This is a genomic window from Microbacterium lushaniae (genome assembly GCF_008727775.1).
In the GTDB taxonomy this organism is placed as follows: Bacteria; Actinomycetota; Actinomycetes; order Actinomycetales; family Microbacteriaceae; genus Microbacterium; species Microbacterium lushaniae.
This window is the reverse complement of sequence record NZ_CP044232.1, coordinates 1973786-1997413: the sequence shown is the minus strand read 5'-3', so window position 1 is coordinate 1997413 and position 23628 is coordinate 1973786. Positions and strand designations below refer to the sequence as shown.

At 67.5% G+C, this 23628-nt stretch carries 28 protein-coding genes and 1 tRNA gene; 23 read left to right on the top strand and 6 right to left on the bottom strand.

Annotated elements, in window-relative coordinates:
* The first annotated feature begins 2 nt into the window (after positions 1-2).
* Positions 3-419 carry a nucleoside-diphosphate kinase gene (gene ndk, locus F6J85_RS09485; protein WP_150924777.1) on the top strand — a complete coding sequence of 139 codons (417 nt, stop codon included), beginning with the start codon at positions 3-5 and terminating at the stop codon, positions 417-419.
* 1 nt (position 420) lies between these two features.
* Here the strand turns inward: ndk and F6J85_RS09480 are convergent, their stop codons facing one another.
* Positions 421-831 carry a hypothetical protein gene (locus tag F6J85_RS09480; protein ID WP_150924776.1) on the bottom strand — a complete coding sequence of 137 codons (411 nt, stop codon included), beginning with the start codon at positions 829-831 and terminating at the stop codon, positions 421-423.
* Positions 828-1427: a vitamin K epoxide reductase family protein gene (locus F6J85_RS09475; RefSeq protein ID WP_150924775.1), complete on the bottom strand. Its 600-nt coding sequence runs from the start codon at positions 1425-1427 to the stop codon at positions 828-830. Before F6J85_RS09475 ends, F6J85_RS09480 begins: the two co-directional genes overlap by 4 nt.
* A 284-nt stretch (positions 1428-1711) precedes the next feature.
* Between F6J85_RS09475 and F6J85_RS09470 the strand changes: the two genes are divergently transcribed.
* Positions 1712-4123: an Rne/Rng family ribonuclease gene (locus F6J85_RS09470; protein WP_191906571.1), complete on the top strand. Its 2412-nt coding sequence runs from the start codon at positions 1712-1714 to the stop codon at positions 4121-4123.
* 4 nt (positions 4124-4127) lie between these two features.
* On the opposite strand, the gene F6J85_RS09465 is transcribed toward F6J85_RS09470, so the two are convergent.
* Positions 4128-4403, bottom strand: coding sequence for a DUF4031 domain-containing protein (locus F6J85_RS09465; RefSeq protein ID WP_150921107.1), 276 nt, complete (start codon positions 4401-4403; stop codon positions 4128-4130).
* A gap of 215 nt (positions 4404-4618) precedes the next feature.
* On the opposite strand from F6J85_RS09465, the gene rplU reads away from it, so the two are divergent.
* From rplU to rsfS, 9 genes are all read left to right on the top strand, one after another.
* Complete coding sequence (gene rplU / locus F6J85_RS09460; protein WP_135066842.1) at positions 4619-4927, top strand: 50S ribosomal protein L21; 309 nt, start codon at positions 4619-4621, stop codon at positions 4925-4927.
* Between the two features lie 17 nt (positions 4928-4944).
* Positions 4945-5202 carry a 50S ribosomal protein L27 gene (rpmA, locus tag F6J85_RS09455; protein WP_135066839.1) on the top strand — a complete coding sequence of 86 codons (258 nt, stop codon included), beginning with the start codon at positions 4945-4947 and terminating at the stop codon, positions 5200-5202.
* A 118-nt stretch (positions 5203-5320) separates the two neighbouring features.
* Entirely contained in the window at positions 5321-6820 is a 1500-nt protein-coding gene (gene obgE / locus F6J85_RS09450) for a GTPase ObgE (RefSeq protein WP_150924774.1), read from the top strand.
* Positions 6817-7653, top strand: coding sequence for a glutamate 5-kinase (proB, locus tag F6J85_RS09445; protein ID WP_150924773.1), 837 nt, complete (start codon positions 6817-6819; stop codon positions 7651-7653). The genes obgE and proB overlap by 4 nt, the downstream gene beginning before the upstream one ends.
* A gap of 9 nt (positions 7654-7662) precedes the next feature.
* Positions 7663-8922 carry a glutamate-5-semialdehyde dehydrogenase gene (locus F6J85_RS09440; RefSeq protein WP_150924772.1) on the top strand — a complete coding sequence of 420 codons (1260 nt, stop codon included), beginning with the start codon at positions 7663-7665 and terminating at the stop codon, positions 8920-8922.
* 49 nt (positions 8923-8971) lie between these two features.
* Entirely contained in the window at positions 8972-9193 is a 222-nt protein-coding gene (locus F6J85_RS09435; RefSeq protein ID WP_150924771.1) for a hypothetical protein, read from the top strand.
* A 9-nt stretch (positions 9194-9202) separates the two neighbouring features.
* Positions 9203-9799, top strand: coding sequence for a nicotinate-nucleotide adenylyltransferase (nadD, locus tag F6J85_RS09430; RefSeq protein ID WP_150924770.1), 597 nt, complete (start codon positions 9203-9205; stop codon positions 9797-9799).
* Complete coding sequence (locus F6J85_RS09425) at positions 9796-10881, top strand: hypothetical protein (protein WP_150924769.1); 1086 nt, start codon at positions 9796-9798, stop codon at positions 10879-10881. Before nadD ends, F6J85_RS09425 begins: the two co-directional genes overlap by 4 nt.
* Positions 10881-11252 (top strand): ribosome silencing factor, encoded by a 372-nt coding sequence (rsfS, locus tag F6J85_RS09420; RefSeq protein WP_150924768.1) that lies wholly within the window; start codon positions 10881-10883, stop codon positions 11250-11252. The genes F6J85_RS09425 and rsfS overlap by 1 nt, the downstream gene beginning before the upstream one ends.
* A gap of 12 nt (positions 11253-11264) precedes the next feature.
* Here rsfS and F6J85_RS09415 read toward each other — a convergent pair whose 3' ends face one another.
* Positions 11265-11699, bottom strand: coding sequence for a VOC family protein (locus F6J85_RS09415; RefSeq protein ID WP_150924767.1), 435 nt, complete (start codon positions 11697-11699; stop codon positions 11265-11267).
* 111 nt (positions 11700-11810) lie between these two features.
* On the opposite strand from F6J85_RS09415, the gene F6J85_RS09410 reads away from it, so the two are divergent.
* From F6J85_RS09410 to F6J85_RS09390, 5 genes are all read left to right on the top strand, one after another.
* Positions 11811-11886, top strand: a tRNA-Ala gene (locus F6J85_RS09410).
* Positions 11887-11935: 49 nt separating this feature from the next.
* Positions 11936-12253, top strand: coding sequence for a helix-turn-helix transcriptional regulator (locus F6J85_RS18280; protein WP_420846065.1), 318 nt, complete (start codon positions 11936-11938; stop codon positions 12251-12253).
* Between the two features lie 182 nt (positions 12254-12435).
* Positions 12436-12891: a tyrosine-type recombinase/integrase gene (locus tag F6J85_RS09400; protein ID WP_191906570.1), complete on the top strand. Its 456-nt coding sequence runs from the start codon at positions 12436-12438 to the stop codon at positions 12889-12891.
* A gap of 23 nt (positions 12892-12914) precedes the next feature.
* Entirely contained in the window at positions 12915-13553 is a 639-nt protein-coding gene (locus tag F6J85_RS09395; RefSeq protein ID WP_191906569.1) for a tyrosine-type recombinase/integrase, read from the top strand.
* A 382-nt stretch (positions 13554-13935) separates the two neighbouring features.
* Positions 13936-14211, top strand: coding sequence for a hypothetical protein (locus F6J85_RS09390; protein ID WP_150924763.1), 276 nt, complete (start codon positions 13936-13938; stop codon positions 14209-14211).
* A gap of 112 nt (positions 14212-14323) precedes the next feature.
* Here F6J85_RS09390 and F6J85_RS09385 read toward each other — a convergent pair whose 3' ends face one another.
* Positions 14324-14647, bottom strand: coding sequence for a hypothetical protein (locus F6J85_RS09385; protein WP_150924762.1), 324 nt, complete (start codon positions 14645-14647; stop codon positions 14324-14326).
* A 47-nt stretch (positions 14648-14694) separates the two neighbouring features.
* On the bottom strand, positions 14695-16248 hold the full coding sequence (locus F6J85_RS09380; protein ID WP_150924761.1) for a helix-turn-helix domain-containing protein: 1554 nt from the start codon (positions 16246-16248) through the stop codon (positions 14695-14697).
* Between the two features lie 204 nt (positions 16249-16452).
* Between F6J85_RS09380 and dctP the strand changes: the two genes are divergently transcribed.
* The 7 genes from dctP (at position 16453) to F6J85_RS09345 (ending at position 23616) form a co-directional block, all read left to right on the top strand.
* On the top strand, positions 16453-17502 hold the full coding sequence (dctP, locus tag F6J85_RS09375) for a TRAP transporter substrate-binding protein DctP (protein WP_191906568.1): 1050 nt from the start codon (positions 16453-16455) through the stop codon (positions 17500-17502).
* Positions 17503-17548: 46 nt separating this feature from the next.
* Positions 17549-18061, top strand: coding sequence for a TRAP transporter small permease (locus F6J85_RS09370; protein WP_150924759.1), 513 nt, complete (start codon positions 17549-17551; stop codon positions 18059-18061).
* Positions 18061-19371 carry a TRAP transporter large permease gene (locus tag F6J85_RS09365; protein ID WP_150924758.1) on the top strand — a complete coding sequence of 437 codons (1311 nt, stop codon included), beginning with the start codon at positions 18061-18063 and terminating at the stop codon, positions 19369-19371. Before F6J85_RS09370 ends, F6J85_RS09365 begins: the two co-directional genes overlap by 1 nt.
* 103 nt (positions 19372-19474) lie before the next feature.
* Positions 19475-20251: an alpha/beta fold hydrolase gene (locus tag F6J85_RS09360; protein WP_150924757.1), complete on the top strand. Its 777-nt coding sequence runs from the start codon at positions 19475-19477 to the stop codon at positions 20249-20251.
* 4 nt (positions 20252-20255) lie between these two features.
* Positions 20256-21431 carry an LLM class flavin-dependent oxidoreductase gene (locus F6J85_RS09355; protein ID WP_150924756.1) on the top strand — a complete coding sequence of 392 codons (1176 nt, stop codon included), beginning with the start codon at positions 20256-20258 and terminating at the stop codon, positions 21429-21431.
* Positions 21431-22414, top strand: a complete 984-nt coding sequence (locus F6J85_RS09350; RefSeq protein ID WP_150924755.1) for a dipeptidase — start codon at positions 21431-21433, stop codon at positions 22412-22414. The genes F6J85_RS09355 and F6J85_RS09350 overlap by 1 nt, the downstream gene beginning before the upstream one ends.
* Before the next feature lie 113 nt (positions 22415-22527).
* Positions 22528-23616, top strand: a complete 1089-nt coding sequence (locus tag F6J85_RS09345) for a flavin reductase family protein (protein ID WP_191906567.1) — start codon at positions 22528-22530, stop codon at positions 23614-23616.
* The last annotated feature ends 12 nt before the right edge of the window (positions 23617-23628 follow it).

Genomic DNA, 23628 nt, shown 5'->3' with positions numbered 1-23628 from the left:
ACATGGCAACCGAAGAGACCCTCGTCCTGGTCAAGCCGGACGGTGTGGCCCGCGGGCTGACCGGGGCGATCCTCGCGCGCATCGAGGCGAAGGGCTACGCGCTCGTGGACATCCGGCTCGTCGAGCCCGACCGCGCACGTCTGGAGCGCCACTACGCCGAGCACGAGGGGAAGCCGTTCTACGAGCCGCTCCTGGAATTCATGATGTCCGGCCCCGCCGTGGCGATCCGCCTCGCCGGAAACCGGGTCATCGAGGGATTCCGTTCGCTGGCCGGCGCCACCGACCCCACCTCCGCGGCACCGGGGACGATCCGCGGTGACTTCGGACGGGACTGGGGCGTGGCCGTGCAGCAGAACCTCGTGCATGGCAGCGACAGCCCCGAGTCCGCGGCCCGCGAACTCGAGATCTGGTTCGGCTGACCTATTCGCGCACCTCGAAGGTGACGGAGGCGTCGGCGCAGCTCGCGCCGTCGGGGCACGTGGCCGATTCCCAGTAGTTCGCGATGTGCGCGATCGCCGGTCCTGGGCCGATCGTGGGTGGGACGGTGATACGCACCGCGAACGAGCCGTCCGCCTCGGGCTCGACGAAAGCACGTGCGAGCGGGATCGTCGCGTCCGCGGGCTGGATGCGCACCTCCCATCGCACCCCCTCCTCGGCGGGGCATGCGCGGACCGTCTGCACGGTCACGATGCGCCCGGGGCGGGGGGCGTCGGGAGTGACCGCGAGCTCCGGAACGCACACCTGCTCCGGCGTCGTCGACGCGCAGCCGGCGATCGTCGCGCCGGCGAGGATGCTCAGCGCCAGTGCGACCGCAGAACGCCGCGACCTCACAGCGACCCGATCACGTCGAGGCGCAGCTGCGCGATGATCGCGATGACGGCGAAGGACAGGACCACCACGAGCGGCAGCCAGCTCATCAGCACACCCGCGGCGCGGCGTACCGCGGGGGAGGCGGGGAGGATTCCCTCCCGCAGCACGTGCAGCAGCACGGCGTAGAAGGTGGGGATCGTCACCGCCCACGTCACCATGCACCACGGGCACAGGGTCGACAGCGAGAAGATGCTCTGCGCGATGAGCCACACCACGAATGCGAGCGCACCGGCCGTCCCCAGCGTGAACAGCCACCAGAACCAGCGGGCGAACCGCGCGCCGGCCAGTAACGCCATGCCCACGACGACGGGGGCCATCCACCCGGTGAGTCCCAGGATCGGATTGGGGAAGCCGAAGACGCTGCCCTGCCACGAGTCGAGATTCTTGCCGCACTGGATGAGGACGCTGAAGTCGCACGACGCCGTCGATCCGGGATCGGCGAGGAGCTGCAGGCGCTCCATCGTGAGCGAGTATGCCGCCCACCAGCCGACGACCCCGGCGATCACCAGCCATACCGCCAGAGCCTTCGGTGAAGCGGGGGAGGGCGCTGTGGTCATGGCGGGATTATGGCACCGCGGCCTGGACGCCGCCGCCCTCGCGCGCCGGAGATAAGACCGGTTCGGTGAGTTGACTGCGCTGAGCTCCCGGAAGTGCGATAATGGACGATGATGCACCGCGGCCGCGCCGCAACCGCATCACGACAGACTTCGGGCGATGGACGCCTTTCGCAGTACGAGCTTCGGGCCGACTGCAGACCGAGAGAGTTCGTGGCACCGCCGGGTGCGGCGCCGCATGAGTTTCCGGGTGACGCGCGGTGTCGCCCTCGAGGAGTACGCCAGAGATGGCCGATGCAACAGAAAACCAGCCGGAACACACCGACGAGACCCTGAGCGCGCCGGAAGCCTCCGCCGCCTCGCCTGCCTCGACCGAGGCCGAAGCCGTGCTCGACGCGGTCGAGGCCGTGGAGGGTGACGAGGGCGCGCCCGCCGCGCTCACGCTGCCCGAAGCGGAAGAAGACCCCGCACCCGAGGCGCAGCCGGACGAGGATGCAGCGTCCCAGGCGCAGCCAGACGAGCCCGCCGCATCCGAGGCGCAGCCGGACGAGCCCGCCGCATCCGAGGCGCAGCCGGACGACGCTCCCGCACCCGAGGCGCAGGCTGCCGAGCCCGAGCAGCCCGCCGCATCCGAGGCGCGGCCCGCCGAGCCCGAGCAGCCATCCGGACCGCCGACGGCGGTGTCGCTGGGTCTGCTGCCGGAGACCTTCGTGTCGTCGGTGAGCACCGCGCTGCACTTCTACGCTCCCGAGATCCCCGAGCTGCCGGCCGCCCGCCCGGTCGAGGAGGAGCCCGCCGGTCCTGCCGGCGCCCGCCGCCGCAATCGCCGGCGCGGCGCCAACGGCGCCGACGACCTGGTGGAGGCCGAGCAGCCGCCGGCTCCCCGTCAGCGCGCGGTGGAGTACGTCACCGAGCCGCAGCGGATCAAGGGATCCACGCGCCTGGAGGCGAAGAAGCAGCGTCGCCGTGACGGGCGGGAAGCGGGGCGTCGTCGCCCCGTGGTGACGGAGGCCGAGTTCCTCGCCCGCCGCGAGGCCGTGGACCGCGTCATGGTCGTGCGGTCCAAGTACGGGCGTGTCCAGATCGCCGTGCTCGAGGACAACGTGCTCGTCGAGCATTACGTCGCCCGCAATCAGGATGCATCCCTCATCGGCAACGTGTACGTCGGACGCGTGCAGAACGTGCTGCCCAGCATGGAGGCGGCCTTCGTCGACATCGGCCGCGGCCGCAACGCGGTGCTGTACTCGGGCGAGGTCGACTGGGACGCCGTCGAGACCGGCAATCAGCCGCGGCGCATCGAACTGGCGCTGAAGTCGGGCGATCGCGTGCTCGTGCAGGTGACGAAGGATCCGGTGGGCCACAAGGGCGCCCGCCTCACCAGCCAGATCTCCCTCCCCGGTCGCTACCTCGTGTACGTCCCCGGCGGCGCGATGAACGGCATCTCCCGCAAGCTCCCCGACACCGAGCGGGCACGGCTGAAGAAGATCCTCAAGGAGGTGCTCCCCGAGTCCTCCGGCGTCATCGTGCGCACCGCGGCCGAAGGAGCCACCGAAGACCAGCTCACGCGCGACGTGCAGCGGCTCACGGCGCAGTGGGAGCACATCTCCCAGCAGGTCGAGTCCATCCAGGCGCCCGCCCTCCTGCACTCCGAGCCCGACCTCCTCGTGAAGATCGTCCGCGACGTGTTCAACGAGGACTTCACCAAGATGCTCATCCAGGGGGAGGACGCGCAGCAGACGATCTCGTCGTACCTCGCCGGCGTCGCCCCCGACCTGCTCGAGCGTGTCGAGACCTACGAGGGCGACGGCGATCCGTTCGACGAGCTGCGGATCACGGAGCAGATCGAGAAGGCGCTGGACCGCAAGGTGTGGCTGCCCTCCGGCGGGTCGCTGGTGATCGACCGCACCGAGGCCATGACGGTCGTCGACGTCAACACCGGCAAGTTCGTCGGCTCAGGCGGCAACCTCGAGGAGACCGTCACCAAGAACAACCTCGAAGCGGCCGAGGAGATCGTCCGCCAGCTGCGCTTGCGCGATATCGGCGGCATCATCGTCGTCGACTTCATCGACATGGTGCTCGAATCCAACCGCGACCTCGTGCTTCGTCGCCTGGTGGAGTGCCTCAGCCGCGACCGCACCAAGCACCAGGTCGCCGAGGTCACCTCGCTCGGGCTCGTGCAGATGACGCGTAAGAAGCTGGGTCTGGGCCTGCTGGAGACCTTCAGTGAGCCGTGCGAGGTGTGCGCCGGTCGCGGGGTCATCGTGCACCACGATCCCGTCGTCAAGCACCGCTCCAGCAGTGCCGCACCCTCCTCCGGACGCCGTGGACGCGGAGGCGCCGGTGCCAACGGAGGCGGCAACGGCGGCTCCAGCGGAACGCACGTGATCACGGAGGGCGTGAAGTCGGCGCTCGCCCAGATCGCCGCGTCCACCATTGCCACCCCGGCAGCCGACGAAGACGGTGAGCAGGTCGCCCCCGAGCCGATCGAGCAGGTCGTCGAGGCCCCGGCGCGCAAGACGCGCAAGAAGCGTTCGGATGCGTCGAAGTCCGAGCGCACGGAGAAGGACCTGCTGCTGGATTCGGTGCTCAATGCGCTCCCCGAGCCCAAGGCGCCCGGTCAGGGGCGGTCGCGGCGACGCGTCACCACGGCGGCCCTCAGCGGGACACCGGTGCAGGCCTCGCCCTCCGACGAGGACTGAGGGATCAGCGGTTCCGGCGCCGATCGCGCGCCGGAACCCGCAGTCCCGACGCGATGAGGCGCCGCGTGAGCTCGCGGCCGTCTACGTGTTCGGCGCCGCCGGCGACCAGCCTCGCGTGCGCCTCCTGGGGCACGTCGTAGTGGTCGAGATCGAAGCTGCGGCGGGGGATGCCGTGAGCCTGCGCGAAGGCGTGGAGCTCGCCGAGATCGGAGTCGCTGACCAGGTGCGCCCACAGGCGCCCGTGTGCCGGCCACATCGGCTGATCGATCAGGATCACCACGCTCAGATCCTACGGGGGCCGCTCCGACACGCGGCTGGAGCCGCCACTTTGCCAGGCGTTCGGCCATCGGGTAAACTCGACCCTTGGTGCGTTGCGTTCGCCCCTCCCATGCCCGCGATGAGACGATTCGCGGGCGGTGAGACGGGGAACCGCACCAAGACTTTCCGTCATCAGACAAACCGGAGCCGTGCGCTCCCAAACGAAACAGGTGTGAAGTGGTTTACGCAGTTGTGCGCGCCGGCGGCCGGCAGGAGAAGGTCGAGGTCGGCTCGGTGGTCGTTCTCGACCGCCTCGCCGCATCGGTGGGCGACAAGGTGCAGCTTCCCGCGGTTCTCCTCGTCGACGGTGACGCTGTCACGACCGATGCCGAGAAGCTCGCGAAGGTGAGCGTCACCGCCGAGGTTCTCGGCGAAGAGCGCGGCCCGAAGATCGTGATCCAGAAGTTCAAGAACAAGACCGGTTACAAGAAGCGCCAGGGGCACCGCCAGGACCTCACGCGCGTCAAGATCACCGGCATCAAGTAAGCCAGGGAGACGTAGACATGGCACATAAGAAGGGCGCAAGCTCCACCCGTAACGGTCGCGACTCCAACGCTCAGCGACTGGGCGTCAAGCGCTTCGGCGGCCAGGTCGTCGGCGCCGGCGAGATCATCGTCCGCCAGCGCGGCACCCACTTCCACCCCGGCGCCAACGTCGGTCGTGGCGGGGACGACACGCTCTTCGCGCTGTCGGCCGGCGCTGTCGAGTTCGGCAGCAAGGGCGGCCGCAAGGTCGTCAACATCGTCGCCGCCGCGGAGTGATCCGCAGCACCGACACTGTTTACCGAGGGGGTGGGCATACGCCCACCCCCTCGTTTCATCCCGCGGTGCGCCTGACGGCGCCGCCCGCATCCGCCCCCCACGCACGAAGGGAACCCGCATGGTCACGTTCGTCGACCAGGTGACGCTGCATCTGCGTGCCGGCAAGGGCGGCAACGGCTGCGTGTCGGTGCGCCGCGAGAAGTTCAAACCGCTGGCCGGCCCCGACGGCGGTAACGGCGGACACGGCGGCGACGTCGTGCTCGTCGCCGATCCGCAGGTGACGACGCTGCTGTCCTATCACCACTCGCCGCACCGCTCCGCCGGCAACGGCGGCTTCGGAATGGGCGACCACCGTTCGGGCGCCGCGGGGGAATCCCTCGAGCTTCCCGTGCCCGTGGGCACCGTCGTCAAGTCACCGGACGGCGAGACCCTCGTCGACATGATCACCCCGGGCATGCGCTTCGTCGCCGCCCCGGGTGGGCAGGGCGGGCTCGGCAACGCCGCCCTCGCCTCGCCCAAGCGCAAGGCCCCCGGCTTCGCCCTCCTCGGGACCCCCGGGTGGGAGGGCGACCTCGTCCTGGAACTGAAGACCGTCGCCGACGTGGCGCTGGTCGGATTCCCCTCGGCCGGCAAGTCGAGTCTGGTCGCCGCCGTCTCGGCCGCGCGTCCGAAGATCGCGGACTATCCGTTCACCACCCTGCACCCCAATCTCGGCGTCGTGCAGGCCGGCGATGTGCGCTTCACCATCGCCGACGTCCCCGGCCTCATCGAAGGGGCGAGCGAGGGCCGTGGACTGGGGCTGGAGTTCCTCCGCCACGTCGAGCGATGCACCGTCCTGGTGCACGTCCTGGACTGCGCGACGCTCGAGCCCGGTCGCGACCCCCTCACCGACCTCGATGTCATCCTCGCCGAGCTGGCCGCCTACCCCGTCCCGGAGGGGCAGGTGCCCCTGCTGGATCGGCCTCAGGTGGTCGCCTTGAACAAGGTCGATGTGCCCGAGGCGAAGGATCTCGCCGACCTCGTCCGCCCCGACCTCGAAGCCCGCGGCCTGCGCGTGTTCGAGATCTCCACGGTGAGCCGGGCGGGTCTGCGCGAACTGACCTTCGCGCTGGGCGATCTGATCGCCCAGCACCGCATCGACCAGGCCGCCGAGCAGCCGGAGGAACGCATCGTCATCCGGCCGAAGGGCTCGGAGCGCGAGTTCAGCGTGCGCGTGGAGGGCGGCTCGTGCGGTCCGCTGTACCGCATCCTCGGTGACAAGCCCGTGCGGTGGGTCCAGCAGACCGACTTCCAGAACGACGAAGCGGTGGGCTATCTCGCCGACCGGCTGGAGCGTCTCGGCATCGAGAACGAGCTGTTCCGCGTCGGTGCCACTCCTGGTGCCACCGTCGTCATCGGCGAGGGCGACGGCGTCGTCTTCGACTGGCAGCCCTCGCTGTCCTCGGCCGCGGAGCTCATGGTCGCCCCGCGCGGCAGCGACCCGCGTCTGGACGACAGCACTCGGCGCACCACCGCCCAGCGGCGCGAGCGGTACCACGAGCGCATGGATGCCAAGGCCGACGCGCGCGCCGAGCTCGAAGCGGAAAGGCGTGCGGGCCGAGACGGAGCGGACGGATGACCGCACTCACGCGCGGCGCGATCCCCGCGGCCGACCGTGTGGTGGTGAAGGTGGGGTCCTCCTCCATCAGCGGTGACAACGCCCATCGCATCGACACCATCGTCGAGGCGCTCGCGGCGGCCCATGCTCGGGGCACGGAGATCGTGCTGGTGTCCTCCGGCGCGATCGCGACCGCTCTGCCTTTCCTCCAGCTCGAGGGCCGCCCCACCGACCTCGCGACCCAGCAGGCGGCCGCCGCCGTGGGCCAGAACGTGCTGATGTGGCGGTACCAGACCTCGCTCGACCGGTTCGGTCTCCTCGCCGGCCAGGTGCTCCTCACCGCCGGCGATCTCGAACACCCCACGCCCCGTTCCAACGCCCGTCGGGCGATGGAGCGACTGCTGGGCCTGCGGATCCTTCCGATCGTCAACGAGAACGACACCGTCGCCACGCAGGAGATCCGCTTCGGCGACAACGACCGTCTCGCGGCGCTGGTGGCCCAGTTGATCGGCGCCGACGCGCTCGTCCTCCTCAGCGACATCGAGTGTCTCTACACCCGGCCCCCCGGGGAGCCCGGGGCACGCCCCATCCACACGATCGAAGCCGGCGACGACATGCAGGGCTACGAGTTCGGCACGGTCGTGGTCAACAGCGTCGGCACCGGGGGAGCGGCGACCAAGGTGTCCGCAGCGCGGCTGGCCGCCGCATCCGGTGTCGGAGTGCTCGTGACCAGCGCCGACCTCGTCGCCGACGCGTTGGGCGGGCGGGAAGTCGGCACGTGGTTCGCTCCGGCCGCCGTCGCCCGCCCCGCGCCCACCGGCCCGGTCGGAACCGTCGCCGCGCCCCGTCGATAGACTGACACGATGACCACCGTCGCCACCTCCGCGCGCGAGCGGATGCTGCTCGCCAAGGACGCGTCACGCTCGATCGGGCTGCTGGACGGAGCGACGAAGGAACAGTTGCTGCACGCGATCGCGGCGCGGCTCGAGGCCGACACCGACGACATCGTCGCGGCCAACGCCGAGGACCTGGAGCGGGGACGCGAGCAGGCCATCGGCGACGCGCTGCTGGACCGGCTGCGCCTTGACCGGCCCCGCGTGGCGGCGCTGGCCGACGCCGTGCGCGCCGTGGCCGAACTGCCCGACCCCGTCGGCAGGGTGCTCGACGAGCGAGTGCTGCCCAACGGCCTGCGCCTGCAGAAGGTGGCAGTGCCGTTCGGTGTCGTGGGCACGATCTACGAGGCGCGCCCGAACGTGACCGTCGACATCGCCGCGCTCGCGCTGCGATCGGGCAACGCCGTGGTCCTGCGCGGCGGCACGGCGGCGGAGCGGACCAACGCGGCGCTCGTGCGCAGCATGCGCGGTGCCCTGAGCGAGCTCGGATGCGACCCCGAAGCGGTGCAGACCGTGGACGAGTTCGGTCGGGACGGGGCGCGCGAACTCATGCGGGCGCGCGGGATCGTCGACGTGCTCGTGCCGCGCGGGAGTGCGCAGCTGATCGAGACCGTCGTGACCGAGTCGCTCGTTCCGGTCATCGAGACCGGTGCCGGCGTCGTGCACATCCTCGTGGACGCCAGCGCACGCGCGGACTGGGCCCGCGACATCATCGTCAACGCCAAGGCGCAGCGGCCGAGCGTGTGCAACGCGGTGGAGACGGTGCTCGTGCACCGCGACGCCGCCGAGCGCGTGCTCCCCGGCGTCCTGGCGGCGCTGGCGGAGGCCGGTGTGACGGTGCACGGAGACGAGTCGGTGGTGCGGATGCATCCCGCCGCCGTCCCCGCCGGCGAGGAGGACTGGGCGACGGAGTACCTCAGTCTTGACCTGGCCGTGCGCGTCGTGGACGATCTGGACGACGCACTGGAGCACATCCGGCGCTACTCGACCCACCACACCGAGTCGATAATCACCGAAGACCCCGGCCACGCCGAGCGGTTCCTGGCGGAGGTGGACTCCGCGGTCGTGATGGTGAACGCCTCGACGCGGTTCACCGACGGCGGGGAGTTCGGTTTCGGCGCCGAGGTCGGGATCTCGACCCAGAAGCTTCACGCCCGCGGACCCATGGGTCTGGCCGAGCTGACCAGTTCCAAGTGGCTGGCGCGCGGTGACGGGCAGATCCGCGCGTGAGCGCACTAAAATGGCAGGGCGCGCCGCGCTCGACCCGAACGGAGACCGGATGACCACCGCCACCTTGATCGCCTTCGCTGCCGCGGAGGCGGAGCACCACGGGAACGTCGCTCTGGAGACGTTCTGGTACGGAGCGGTGGCGCTGGTCGTGTTCGCCTTCCTCGGGATCGTCACGCTGTCCTACCGCAACGTCGCGAACCGCCACGCGCCGAAGGCGGAGGCCTACGCGCGCACTCACCCCGCGCCGAGCCGCGAGGGACACGGCCACTAGGCCCACTGGATGTCGGGGGAGCGCGCGCCGCGGATCGGGGTCATGGGTGGGACGTTCGATCCCATTCACCATGGCCACCTGGTCGCCGCCAGCGAGGTCGCGCAGAGCTTCGACCTCGACGAGGTCGTGTTCGTCCCCACGGGACTGCCGTGGCACAAGGAGCACGTCACCTCCAGCGAGCACCGCTACCTCATGACGGTCGTCGCGACGGCGTCGAACCCGCAGTTCACGGTCAGCCGCGTCGACATCGACCGCGGGGGAGTGACCTACACGATCGACACCCTCCGCGATTTGAAGGCCCAGCGACCCGACGCCGAGCTGTTCTTCATCTCCGGTGCCGACGCGGTGGCGCAGATTCTCAGTTGGAGGGACCATGATGAGTTGTGGGACCTCGCGCACTTCGTCGCAGTCTCACGACCCGGCCACGTACTGAACACGGAAGGCTTGCCCACCGACGACGTCAGCCAACTCGAGATCCCCGCGCTCTCGATCTCGTCGACCGACTGCCGTGATCGCGTGCGTCAAGGTCATCCCGTGTGGTACCTCGTCCCCGACGGGGTCGTCCAGTACATCGCAAAGCATCACCTCTATCGGAGCAAGGCATGAGCACATCAGATCAGCCCGAATCCACCCCACTGACCCGTCGCCGTCTGCGCGAGATCCGCGCCACCGGGGCCACCCCGATCATCCCGCCGGCCGGCGCGGAGGTCGATGACGACGTCCGCGAGACCCCTGCACCCGAACCTTCCGTCCCCGTCGTCGCAACTCCGCTTCCGCGTGCGGCCGATCCCGCTCCCGTGCCTCCGGCGCCGCTGCCCGAGGCCGCCGTCGATCTCGGAGTGTCGCCGCTGACCCGGCGGCAGGCCCGCACGCAGGAGCGCATCCGCACGGCGTCCGTCCCCGTCATCCAGGTCGACGCGATCCCCGTGCACGCGGCGACGGTCGTCCCGCCGGCGACCGAGCCGGCGACGGCTGCGGCGGATCCCGCGGACGACGAGGACAGGCCCGAAGAGACGGATGCTGCAGCCGAGCCGGTGTCGGCAGTGCCGGCCTCTGCCGTGCCGACGTCCGATCACGGCGGCCCCGCCCACGACCTGACGAGCCTCACCGAGTCCGAGTCCGAGTCCGACTCCGAGCCTGAGAGTGAGCCCGAGCTCGAGTCCGAGCCAGAGGACGCGCCTGCGGCCTCGGTGGTGAACCCGGAGCTGGGATCGGGTCTTCTCGCCGGCGAGCAGCCGCCGGTCTCGATCCCGCCGTCGTTCGACCAGCTGATCGCGCGGAGCGGATCGGGATCGGGATCCACATCCACGCCCAACGCCCTGATCCTCTCGCAGACCCCTGCAGCCACGCCGCTCTCACCGATCTCGGCCACCGGCGAGGTGCTCATCACGGGATCGTTCGACCTGCCCGCGGGGCTGGGATCCAACGGACACGCCCACGGAACCACCGACGGCAAGGATGTCGACGCCACCCTGATCGACGGAGAGCTGCCGGCCTCCTCCTCCCCGACACCCATCGCCGCCAGCGCCGCGATCAGCACGGCCCGGCACTCCGGCGAAGAGATCATCCGTCCCCCCGCCCCGGAGAAGGGCAACAAGCTCATGCTGGCGCTGGTCATCACCGCCGGTGTGCTCGCCCTCGCCCTGGTGGGCGTACTCATCCTCGCCGTGACGACCGGAGTGTTCTGATGGCCGCCACCGAGTCCTCCCGCACGATGCTCGACGTCGCCGCCCACGCGGCCGACTCCAAGGGCGCCGAAGATCTCATCGCCCTGGATGTGTCGCAACCGCTCCCGCTGGTCGACATCTTCCTGCTGGCCACCGGGCGCAACGAGCGGAATGTCGCTGCGATCGCCGACGAGGTCGAGGCCAAGCTGCTGGAGGCCGGCCACAAGCGGCTGCGCCGCGAGGGTCGCGCCGAGTCCCGCTGGATCCTGCTGGACTTCGGCGACCTCGTCGTACACGTCTTCCACGAGCAGGAGCGCGTGTACTACGGTCTCGAGCGGCTCTGGAAGGACTGCCCGCTCGTGCCGATCGACCTGCCTACGCCCGCGGAATAGCCCCCGCCCCGCTCACTGCAGGCAGAACTCGTTCCCCTCCGGGTCGCGCATCTGCCAATAGCGTTCGGGCCACGGTCCCCAGTTCTGCTCCACGAGGCGCACGACCTGCGCGCCGAGCCCCACGAGCCGGTCCTTCTCCGCATCCAGCAGCTCCGGCGAGATCTGCAGCTGGCCGTCGGGACGGTCGGCGGTGACGTCGATGTGGATGCGATTGCGGTCGGTCTTCGGCCCGTCGGCATGGTGGAAGAACAGGCGCGGCCCGCGGCCGGAGGGATCTTCGGCGAGCCCGCGTCGTGCGAGGTCGTCTTCGGTCAGGCCGCTCGCGAGCAGGGCTTCGCGCAGCTCACCGTCGAACGTCGAATGCGGGTACCTGAAGACGTCGGACCAGAACCGCGCGAGCGCGGGCGGATCGTCGGCGTAGAACACGATGTTGCCGAGTGAGGGCATGGCATTCCCTTCGTTGTGAGCACCATATCCGGCACCGCCGACGCCCGTGCTGGTTCGAGCGAGGTCTCGGAATGTAGTAACCTTGGGGGGTTGCCTCGTGAGGCAGCATCCGGGCCTGTGGCGCAGCTGGTAGCGCACCTGCATGGCATGCAGGGGGTCAGGGGTTCGAGTCCCCTCAGGTCCACCAAAACTCCCGGTAAAGCACCGAATCTTCACTCTCTGATCAGGGAGCTTGGATGTTTGGTCGTCGTTTACTGGACACTTCACCGGAGCGCCGCAGTGCGCTCTCGGACCTTCTCGAAGTATCTGGAAGGTACGCGGAAAGGGACGCGCACCTTCGCTATATGGACGCTGTTGGCGCCTCCGAGTCAGGACACGGGAACTACGTCTCGTTGGCCGAGCTTGCTGCCGAGCTGAAGGTCTCCGTCCAGACGATCTACGACCTGCGGAGCAAGGGCCGTGGACCCCGTGGATTCCGCGTCGGCACGCAGCTGAGATTTCGCAAGAGCGAGATCGACGCATGGGTGCACCGAATGGAGCTGGCAGACGAGTAGCGACACAGCGGGGGAGTGTTGTGAACGGGGGGCGGCCGCGCACCCAGATCGGTTCATACGGAACCATCAGTGTCAGGAGGCGAGGATCGTCGTACGTGGCGTTGGCGCGGATTCGCGACGCCGACGGGCGCTTGCGGAGAGTGACGGGCGCCGCCCGCACGGGCTCGGCAGCTCGAGCGAGGTTGAGGCAGCGTCTGCTCGAACGGCCCGGTTTCGGGACCGGGGGATTGCTCGACCTCACCAGCTCCTTCCGGGATCTCGCCGGCCTGTGGCTCGAGGACCTCGAGCTGCAGAAGCTATCCGATGGGACAAAGGAGAACTACCGTGACGATCTCCGTCTCCACGTGCTGCCTCAGTTCGAGCACTTCACGCTGGGCGAGATCACGACGGGGCGGGTCGAATGGTTCCTCCGCTCCGAGCGCGCGGTGTCATACTCGCGAGCGAAGCACTCGCGGACCATGCTCAATCTCCTCTTCGGTTTCGCGCTCCGGCACGATGCCATCCCGCGGAACCCGGTGCAGGGAACGAGTCCGCTGCGTCGGCCGAAGGGCGAGCCGCAAGCGCTGACCGTGGCGCAGATCAGCGCCATCCGCGACGCCGCGACGCCGCGACTCGGTGGCGGACGGGACCGGACGTGAAGGGTCCGAAGCCCGACGGTCAAGTGCGCGACGTCATCGAAGTGCTCCTCGGCACTGCGTTGCGCATCGGTGAGTGCCTCGCTCTCCGCGTGTGCGATGTCGAGGACGGTCCCAGCGGGATGACGATCTCGGTGAAGGGGACGGTCGTGTTGCGCACCGGCAGCGGGGCCGTACGCCAAGACCACCCCAAGTCCGAGCACTCCATCCGCCGAATCGCGGTCCCCGACTTCGCCGCGGACGTCCTTCGTGCACGGCTTGCCGGCATCTCGGCCATCGATCCGACACGGACCATCTTCGCCAATCGTGCGAGCAAGCCACTGAGCCTGTTCAATGTGCGACGGGCCTTCCGAGCGTTCCTCGAGCTGGCAGATCTCGTGGGGGAGCGGATCACGTTGCGCTGGTACCGACGGACCGGTGCAACGGTTATCGCGCGCGGGGCGAGCGCCGACGCTGCCGCCACCTTCCTCGGCCACGGATCGAGCGCGATCACAGAAGGGCACTACATCAAGCCCGACCGCAGCGTGGATCGGGGGCTGGCGGGAATCCTCGAACGGACGCTACGCCGGGTCGACCCCGATACCTCGTTGCTCTCGACCGACGACGGAGCGGTCGATGATCCGGCGCTGGACTTCCTCGACGAGGAAGACATCGAAGTGGCATAGTAACTATTCGATCGGTCCACCTCGATCGTTCGTGTCCCAACTCGCGAACGGTCCGCCGTTCGGGCCGTGGTTCCGCAGGAACTCACCGTGGACCCGCTCGTAGGCGAGGCGGAGGGTTCTTGACCAGCCGATGACCCAGGAAGCTGGCACGATAGCGGACTTCGGTGGCGTTCACCCGGCGATCTCGATGGTGCCCTACACGCGGTCGAACGCGTCCACCAAGATCCACGTGCTCGTCGGCCCTTCGCGCGCTGCGAGGAGCGGGTGCCACGGGCGCGGTTCGGCCATTGGGCTTCCTCCTCGGGCCGAACATGCACGACAGTAGACCGACCAGCAGACATCGCCGCGCGAATCGTGGGCGCTGGGTGCGCACCTTCATGCCATGAGCGATCGTGAGCGCGCTGACGCCGTCCTGGAGTACGTGGCTGTGCTCGCGTTCTTGTACTACCCCGGCATCGAGGTGGATGATCCGAGCTATAGCCTCGCCGACGACATTGAATGGTGTCTCGCGCGGCTCGGCGATGTGTCCGACGCCGAGCGGGAACGGATGCGTGCGCTCTTCGCAAGAGCGATCACCGACCCCACCGCGACGCGCGAGGAGTTGTTCACAGCTCTCGTTGAGCTCGACGGCGCTCTCGCAGTGGACCACCATGAGTGACGCGCCGCCGAGCGACGACGAGCGGGCAGCGCGCCTGGCCGCACAGCGGAACGCATGGAACGACGCGCACCCGACCTACTGGGGTGTCGTGACCATCCACGCGCGCTGATGTTCAGGCGGAGGGTGGGAGCGTCTCGTTCTGGACGACGTGCACACGGAGCGCAGGTGGATCCTGCAGGACCCATCCCTTGGACTCGGCATATGCGACGGTCTTCTCGAAACCCGCCTCCCATCCTGCCGGGAGGTTCGCGCCGAGGGCAGACGCGCGCAGGAATGCCAGGGTAACGGCGATGTGGTCGTCATCGACGACGTGGCCCGCATGCGTCGAGCGCAGGATGCTGTCGGCATCCACCCCGGGTTCGATGACAGCGTCGAGCGCGCGGAGCTCCTCGAGATCGGTGACGGTGACGCCGTCTGTTGTGATGTGTATGTGCAAGACCGTCCTTTCGTGAGGTGGGATGACGCGAGTACAACGTCCTCGGGTCAAACGATGTGCATGGCTCGCAACATGAGCCAGACGCTGGCGCGCGTATCGGGATCTTGGAACGAGGCGCCAATGGCTTGCTCGACTGCGTGCAGGTGTGCGCGCAGGGTATGGCGGTGAACTCCGAGCTCGGCTGCCGCCTGCGTGATCGAACCGTTGGTGCGCAAGTATGCGGCGAGCGCAGCGATCGCGTCTTCATACCGCGCCTCACCCAGGACCGTCTTCAACTCGGACACGGCATCTCGCGCCCACGTCCCGAGAACCTGCTGTGGAACGAGCGCCGTGATCGGGCTGGCCAGGCTCGATGACGACCGCACCACGTCTCTGGCGAGCGCTCGAGCCGTCGCGTGCGCGCGCAACGCGCTGTCGTACGCGTCCGCCACGTCGTCGAAAGCAACCGGTCGTGAGACACCGATGCGCATGGCGCGAGTGAGGAGGTCATCGATGTTGCGCTCGCTGCGGTCGGCGGTTGTGATCACCACGATCCGCTGCTCGAGCAGAGCCATCTCGCAGCCCGCGAGCGCGGGAGACCGCTCGAGCTCGTCGATGAGCTTCGCATTGTCTTCTGGGGCCGTCGCGACCAGCACCACGACATCATCGTCGCGGTAGGGGAAGGGAGCGAGGTCGGCGATATCGCTGAGAAGGTCGACATGGTCTTGTACGCCTGTCACCAGTGCGCCCACGCGGCGCCGTCGGGCAGCCCGCTGTATGCGTGTCTCCCCGGCGCCACGATCCAGGTGGAGGGCGAGCATGGCAACGGCCGATGCGATCACGCCGCGGTCGGAGTCGCCGAGCTTTGATGCGTGGGTCACAGCGAGATAAGCGGAGGGGCGTTCGTCGAGGCCAATCGGATAGATGAGCGCGTTCCCCGCATTTCCGAGAGCGATGCTTGCGGTGATGTGCAGGCCCCGCGGGATGATCTGCGTGATCTCGTCTGCGATCACCGGAAGCTGGTCGTGCGGAAATCGGGAGCTGGCCTCCTGGACTTTGCCGTCCGCGCGGATGAGAGCTGCCGCAGCCGCGTCGATGGCGCCTCCCAGACGGTCGACGATGAGGTGAGCCCCGTCCGCCCGTAGCGCTGCACGAGAGAAATCTCGTTGCACGTCGAGGGCGCGGATGCGCGCTTCGTACTTCGCGCGACTGAGTAGATCCACGATCGCCTGTGTGACGCCGATGAATCGTGTGCTCAGCGGCACCTCGAAGACGGTCACCCCCTGCGCATCTGCTTCATGCAGGAGTCGATCGGGCGCCTTCCCAAGGACGTGGGGTCCGATCGCGATGCCGACGGCGATGACCCCACCCTCGCGCAGACGAGAGACATAGTCGCGCATCGCGGAAGAGGAGTCGCGGTCCAGTGAGAGTGCCGTCGTGAGGAGGATGGTTCCCGGCTCATCCCAATATGCAGTGGGGTCGGGCAGCTCGCTCACCGAGAAGCCCGTGAGCGAGAGGTCGGGGGTGTAGGTCGCGGAAACGACGCGGAGTCGGAGGGTGGGGTCCTCGACGATGTCGCGGAGAGCTGGACCATTCACAGGCACGGCATCATCATGGCGCATCTATAGACACTTCGGCAGGAGAAAACGAGCGAAAAGTGTTACCGATTTGTTTCGTGCTCGAAACGGATGCCCTCGTGGCGCGCGGTCGGCACTGATTTATACAACTTGGCGTCTTGGGACGGGTTTACGGCATGTCAGAGTATTCCCACCTCCAGCGGCTCGTTGAGCGTGTCGCCGACTACCCCCAAATTGAAAGGTGCGCCGATGTCGCGTACGAAGAAGGCTGTTCTCGCCACAGTCGTCACGGGTTCACTGCTCGCAATCGCGGGGTGCGCCGGGGACACCGGTGCCGATGCAGAGACCGCGACGGATGGGTACAGCACCGTCACGCTCAAGGCAGTCGCCAACTCGCGATCGTCACTCCCGTTCCAGGCTTGGGAGGCCTTCGCTGAAGACCTCGCAGAGCGCACCGACGGAGCGATCACGGTCGAACTCACGGACATGGCCGAACTCGGCTTCAACGGTTCCGAAGCGATCAGCCTCGTCTCCGATGGCCTTGCAGACATGATGGAGATCATCCCTGGATTCGTCGCCGGTGAGCAGCCGCTCATCGAGGGCGTGCAGCTGCCGGGCGTCTTCGATGGCTTCGACACCTCCAAGTCTGCGTGGGAAGCGTGGTCCTCGGGTCTGGATGGACTCCCCGAATCCACTGGCGGTCACGTACTCGGTTCGATCGGGTGGGAGTGCATCTACCTGTGGAGCGACCGCGATATCACCGACCTCGCAGACATCCAGGGCATGAAGGTGCGCGCGTTCGGTGAAGCACAGTCCGACATCGTCCGCTCGCTCGGTGCCGAGCCGGTCTCCATGCCGCTGGCAGACACCTACGCTTCGATGCAGCGCGGTGTCATCAACGGTGTCATCACGGGTGCCACCGCCGGCTCCGACCTCAGCCTCGGAGAGGTCTCCTCGCACCTCGTTGACGTGAACCTCGGTTGCACCGGTGCGCTCGCCGTCATGAACGAGCCGATGTGGGAGTCTCTGACGGACGCTGATCGCGACGCGATCACGGCATCCGCCGAGGTCTTCAGCGAGACGAGCTGGGACATCGCCCGTGAGGCCACCGAGGGTGGCACGGTCCGCGCCGAAGAAGCAGGCGTCGTCGTCGTTCCCGTCGACAGCGAGTGGAGCTCCAAGCTCGCCACGATGTCTCAGGACGTTGTGGTGAAGAACTGGGCTGCTCGTTCCGGCGAAGACGCTGTCGCCGTCTTCAACGAGAACCTGGCCACCTTCGCCGGCTTCTCGATCAAGTAGTTTCCTCCCGGCCCTCGGCCTTCTATTCCTAGAGGAGTCATCACTCATGACAATTGTCACGCGAGCGCGAGCGCTCCTGGGACACGTCGCCCGAGGGCTGGGATTTCTCGCGGGGGGGTTGATCGCGGTGATCGCGGTCTTCCTCCTCGCGGACACCCTCTCGCGGCACTTCTTCTCGATCTCCACTGGTGCGACCGAGCAGATCGTCTCGGTTCTCGCCGCCTTCACCCTCGCCGCGGCATTCCCCTACGGACTGCAGGCGGGGTCGCACATCATGATCGAGGTCATCGTCACCCGCTATCCCGCGAAGCTGCACCGTCTCTGTGCGCGTTTCAGCTCGCTCGCGATGGCGGCGTTCACGGGCATCATCGCGGCGGCGCTGTGGACGGTCGCTGACCGCTCACTTGCCACCGGCGCTGTCGTGCAGTCCACCTCCGTCCCCATCGCTTTTCCGCAGACGTTCGCTGTCATCGCCTTGGTGTTCATGACCGTTCTCGCGCTGCTCGACGCCATCGTCGGACCGGCGGCGCACCCTGCACTCGACGGTGAGGTCGCCTGATGCTGCTGGAAGCCCTACTCGTCCTGATTCTCGTTCTCGCGGGCGCGTTCGTCTTCGGAACCCATGTCGCCGTTGCGCTCGGGTTCGTCGGCATCATCTTGCTGACCTTCTTCTCCGACCGGCCGACGCTCGGCCTCATGGGTCACTCTGCCTGGGAACTTTTCTCCGACACGACCCTCATCGTCATTCCGCTGTTCGCCTTGATGGGCGACCTGCTCGTGCGCAGCGGTGTCACCGACAGCATGTATCGCACGATGGCGATGTGGATGGGCCGCGTCCCCGGCGGGCTCCTCCATACGAACGTCATCGCTTCGGCGATGTTCGGTTCGGTGTCGGGAACCTCAGTCGCGGTCGCCTCCACGATCGGTTCTGTCGCCATTCCTCAGCTCTATGAAAAGGGCTACCCCCGCCCCATGGTGCTCGGCTCGCTCGCCGCGGGCGGAACCCTGGGAATCATGATCCCGCCGTCGATGGTGCTCGTCATCTATGGCATGATCGCGAAGGAATCCATCGGAGACCTGCTCATGGCCGGCATTGTGCCGGGCATCATGCTGACGCTGCTGTTCATGCTCGTCGCGCTGTATTTCGGCATCCGACGTAGTGACCTCCCGCGCGGCGAGAGCGTGCCCGTGGGGGAGAAGATCCGTGCGTCGCTGTCTCTCGTTCCGTTCATCGCGCTCATGCTCATCGTGGTGCTCTCGATCTACCTCGGTATCGCGACGGTCACGGAATCTGCCGCCTTCGGCGTCGCGGGAGCGTTCGTCCTTGCCCTGCTGAAGAAGCGGGTCAACTGGTCGATGCTCAAGGAGACGTTCGCGTCGACGGCGGCGACCACCGCGATGATCATGTTCTTGCTTCTCGGGGCGAACATCATGCAGACGGCGCTGGGATACCTCGGTGTTCAGAGGGCCGCGGGTGAAGCACTCGTCGCAGCCAACCTGTCGCCGTTCATGCTGATGCTCATCATCGTGATCGTCATGCTCATCGCGGGCGCATTCCTTGACTCGCTCGCCGTCATCGTCACAACACTTCCGATCATTGTTCCCCTCGTCGCGGCGGCCGGCTTCGACATGATCTGGTTCGGCGTCATCGTCGTCCTCCTCGTCGAGGTGGGAATGATCACCCCGCCGTACGGGATGAACCTGTTCGTGCTGCACGGCGTACAGAAGAAGCTGTACCCCGACGCGAAGCTCGGCGACGCGTACCGCGGTTCGTGGCCGTTCGTGTTCGCCATGATCGTCGGCTTGGTGTTGCTCTGGGCCTTCCCCGATCTCGCCACCTGGCTTCCATACTCCGCCTCGTCCTCCTAACGGCGCTGTATCGCTGGTCGCCCGATGATTCCGGGTGGCCGGCGGTGATTGCCGCACCCGAAAACTTCTACTGATCCGTTCCGACAAAAAGGAGGGTGGCATCGTGCTGCTCAAATTCCGTGAACTGGCACCCGGTACTCGCCCGGACGCCGCAACACTGGTTCTACTCAACGCGATGGGTTTGGACTCCCGTGACTGGCCGGCTCTGCCCGAGCTCGACGGGCGTCGTGTCGTCGCGCTGGATCGTCGTGGCCACGGCGAAAGCGCGTACGAGCCCACGCCCGGCGCGGACGTGTTCGCAGATGACGTCATCGAAACGCTCGACGCGGAAGGCATCGAGACCTTCGCGGTCCTCGGCGTCTCGATGGGCGGCTGCGAGGCGATCGACATCGCCACTCGGCATCCCGAGCGCGTGACTGACCTGATCGTGATCAACACCTTTGTGCAGGTGACCGCTGAGGAACGCGAACGTCGCCTCACTGGCCTGGATTCCGACTTCCAGACCTTCACGGTCGCGGAGTACGCCGTACGCCTGGTCGAGGGGATGACCTTCGCCGCGCTTACCGATCAGACCAGGGCGACCCTCATCGAGCGCTTTGTCGGCGTATCGCGGGAGGCCTTCCGGGGCCTCATGGAGGGTCTCTACACCCTCGATCTCACGCCGCGTCTGGGCCAGATCACGGCGAACGTGACCGTGATCGGCGCGAGCGAGGACCGTCGAACGCCGATCGACAGTGTCCGCGCACTAGCCGCGGACCTTCCTGGCGCGTCGTTCGAGTCCATCACCGACGCCGGCCACTTCCCGCACATCGAACAGCCCACGCAATTCACCGACCTCGTCAGCGCAGCTCTCGCGCGACCCACCAACGACAAGGAATAGCACCATGATCTCGCGCTTCAGCGTTCTCTATCAGGGCGGCGTCATCGACGGCGATCAGCTTGGGTATGACGGTCCGGCCGTCCACGAGCGTCGCTACGACAACGACCGGCTCATGTCGGTCTACGACGCGAGCCTCCGCATTGCACGGGCATGCGACGAATGGGGCTACGACACTCTGTGGCTGGCCGAGCACCACTTCCAGCACGAGGGCTACGAGGTTCTGCATAACCTCCCTATGACGTCGCTGTGGCTCGCGCAGAACACGACGAAAGTGCGCCTGGGCTGCGGCTTCAACATCATTCCGACGTGGAATCCGCTTCGTCTGGCGGAGGACTACGCGACGGCAGACCACCTCACCGGCAACCGCATTCGGTTCGGTGTCGGCCGGGGGTACCACGAGCGTGAGATCGTCACCATGAACCCGGCCATGATCGGGATGCCCGACGCTGAGCGTCGCGCGTACTTCGAGGAGGAGGTCGAGGTTCTCCGCAAGGCGTTCTCCGAGGACGACTGGCAGCACCACGGCACCTACTTCGATCTTCCCCCGAAGGGATCGACCCACCGCGGCGAGGCGTTCGAGACGATCACGCTTGTCCCCAAGCCCACTCACGAGGTGGAGATCTGGCAGCCCACCACGAGCGGTAACCCCGCTGGGCTCGACTTCATGGCGCGCAACAACATCCGCGGCATGGTTGCGGGAATGCCGCTCACCGTGACGTACGCCATCGCTGAGGGCTACCGCGACGCCTACGCACGCCAGGGTGTTGAGCTCGAGCTCGGAGAGAACCTCATCGTCGGTATGCGCGCGTTCGTCGCGCCCACCGAAGAAGAGGCGCGCGCCCAAGCGCTGCCCAACTTCGAGGAGTACGCCAAGTTCGGTGCTCCGCTGGGTGTGTTCCTCTACACCGACGAGCTCATCGAGCTGCACAAGGAAGCCGGTCTGCCGATTCCCGAGCAGCCGCGCATGACGAGCTTCGAAGACACGCTCGCCTCGGGCGCGTGGTTCGCAGGCACCCCCGAGCAGCTCGTGACCTGCCTGCGCGAGATCGAAGCGCGGCTTCCCGGTCTGGAGGAGTTCCTCTTCAACCTGCACATTCCCGCGTCGCACGCTGACAACCTCGAATTGCTCCGCATCATCGCGGACGAGGTCATGCCGCACTTCGCCCCGAAGGAGGCGTGATGACCACGCTCAGCCCCGACCGCACGCTCATCATCGACGGCTGCAACCCCTCGAACTGGGATTCGCCCGTCGTCTACGACTCTCTCCTTGCCGGGGGAGTGGCGGCCGCCAACGCGACGGTTGCTGTCTGGGAAGGCTTCGAAGAGAGCGTCGACGAGTGCGCCAAGTGGCAGCGCCGGTTCAAGGCGGATAACCGCCTCATCCAGGTGCGCACGGCGGCGGACATCGAACGCGCCCACGTTGAGGGAAAGCTCGGCGTCATTCTCGGATGGCAGAACATCTCGCCGATTGAGAACGACTTCGAGCGCCTCGAGGTGTTTCATACCCTCGGCATCCGCATTGTGCAGCTCGCGTACAACCTGCGCAACCTCGTCGCGAACGGATGCTACGAGGAGAAGGACGAGGGTCTGTCGACCTTCGGCAAGCTCACCGTCCGCAAGCTTAACGAGCTCGGCATGCTGATCGACCTCTCGCACGTCGGTGATCAGAGCAGCCTCGACACCATCGAGCACTCCACGGCCCCGGTGGCGATCACCCACGCCAACCTGCGCGAGTTCTCCAATCACGCGCGCAACAAGCCGCGCGCCGTCGTGAAGGAACTCATCGATCGCGGTGGAGTCATCGGCGCGAACGCGTTCCCGCGCTTCCTGCCGGGCGGTTTCGACGCCACGATCGACGCGTTCTTGGACGCCATCGACGACGTCGTTCAGTTCGCGGGCCCCGACCATGTCGCCATCGCCACCGACCTCTGCGAGGGGCAGGACATGGCGTACTGGCACTACCTCCGCCGCCTGCACGGCAAGATCCCCGGTGCACAGCCCCAGGTGCCGCGCCCGGACCCCGCGCTGGCTGGTCTGGATACCGGCAAGGAGATGCCGAACATCGAGGCGGGCCTGAAGGACCGGGGTTATGACGACGCGTCGATCAAGAAGATTCTCGGTGGCAACTGGCTGCGCCTGTACCGCGAGGTGTGGGGGTCGTGACGACCGCGTCCGGGGCGGCCGCTGCATCTGCGGTAGCCGCCCCGGCGGGACGTGCCGCCAGCTCGCTATCCTTGCGTGGCGCGCGCGCGGACGGCGGCGCTTTGTGGTCTGCGGTGACCCACGCGCCGACGAGCGTGTGCGCGATCACGGCTCTCCATCCCGATGGCGAGGCCGTTTCGATGGTGGTGGGCACGTTCGTGTCTGTCTCCATCGAGCCGCCCCTGATCGGGTTCTTTCCCTCGGCGGGCTCTTCCTCGTACGCGAGACTGCGAGAGTGTCCAACATTTGTCGTCAACGTGCTGGCGCACGGCCACGAGGAGCTCGTGCGGGTGCTCGCGACGAAGGGCGCGTCGGACAAGCTCGCGGGTGTCGGGGTGAACTCCTCGCCCGGGGGCCTGCCGATTATCGACGGCGTGGCGGCGTGGTTTGAGTGTTCCCTCGCCGGATCGATGTCGCTCGGGGACCACGACTTCATCGTCGGCGAAGTCCTCGCGTTCGAGGCTTTCGCTTCTGTCGTTCCGCTTGTGTACTTGCAGGGCAGCATCGGGTCCTTTCGGACAGCCACGGCGGCTCTGCCGAGCGAAACGTCGATCGTGCCGGTTGTGCGCGCGATTGAAGCGGAGCGTCCTGCTCTTGACGGGCTTGCTTCGGATCTCGGTCGCGAAGTCGTGGTCTTCGCCCGTGTGGGCGACGAGCTCATTGCGGTGGCTTCCGTGGGCGAAGAGCCCAATCGTGCCACGAGTGTGCTCGGTCGGCGGCTGCCCTTTGCCCCGCCATTCGGGGCACTCCTGATCGATGGGGACTCCGAGCTACGGGATTGGCTCGCTCGGTCGCGCCGCAGTGAACGGCTCGAGGACTGGCCGGATCGTGTGGAGCGCGCGCGTGAGCGTGGAGCCTCGGTCGCGCTGGTCTCGCAGCCTCACGGAGCATTCGACGGCGTGGTGGAGGAGTTCTCCCGCGGCAGCCACACCCCGCATCTGCGGCGGCAACTCCTCGCGGCGATGAGCGAGCTCGAGGAAAACTACGAGCCCGATGACGGCGCGCTGCATTCGGGGGCAGCGGTCCGGTCCGTCCAGGTGCGCGGCAGAATCGCGGATGTAGATGTGCTCTTGGCGGTGCACGGCATCTCCCAGGAGATCTCGCCCTCCCAGTGCGAGGACATCATCGCTCAGCTGGCGCGCGCGGCGGCACAGCTGCGGTGACGCGTAGACGCC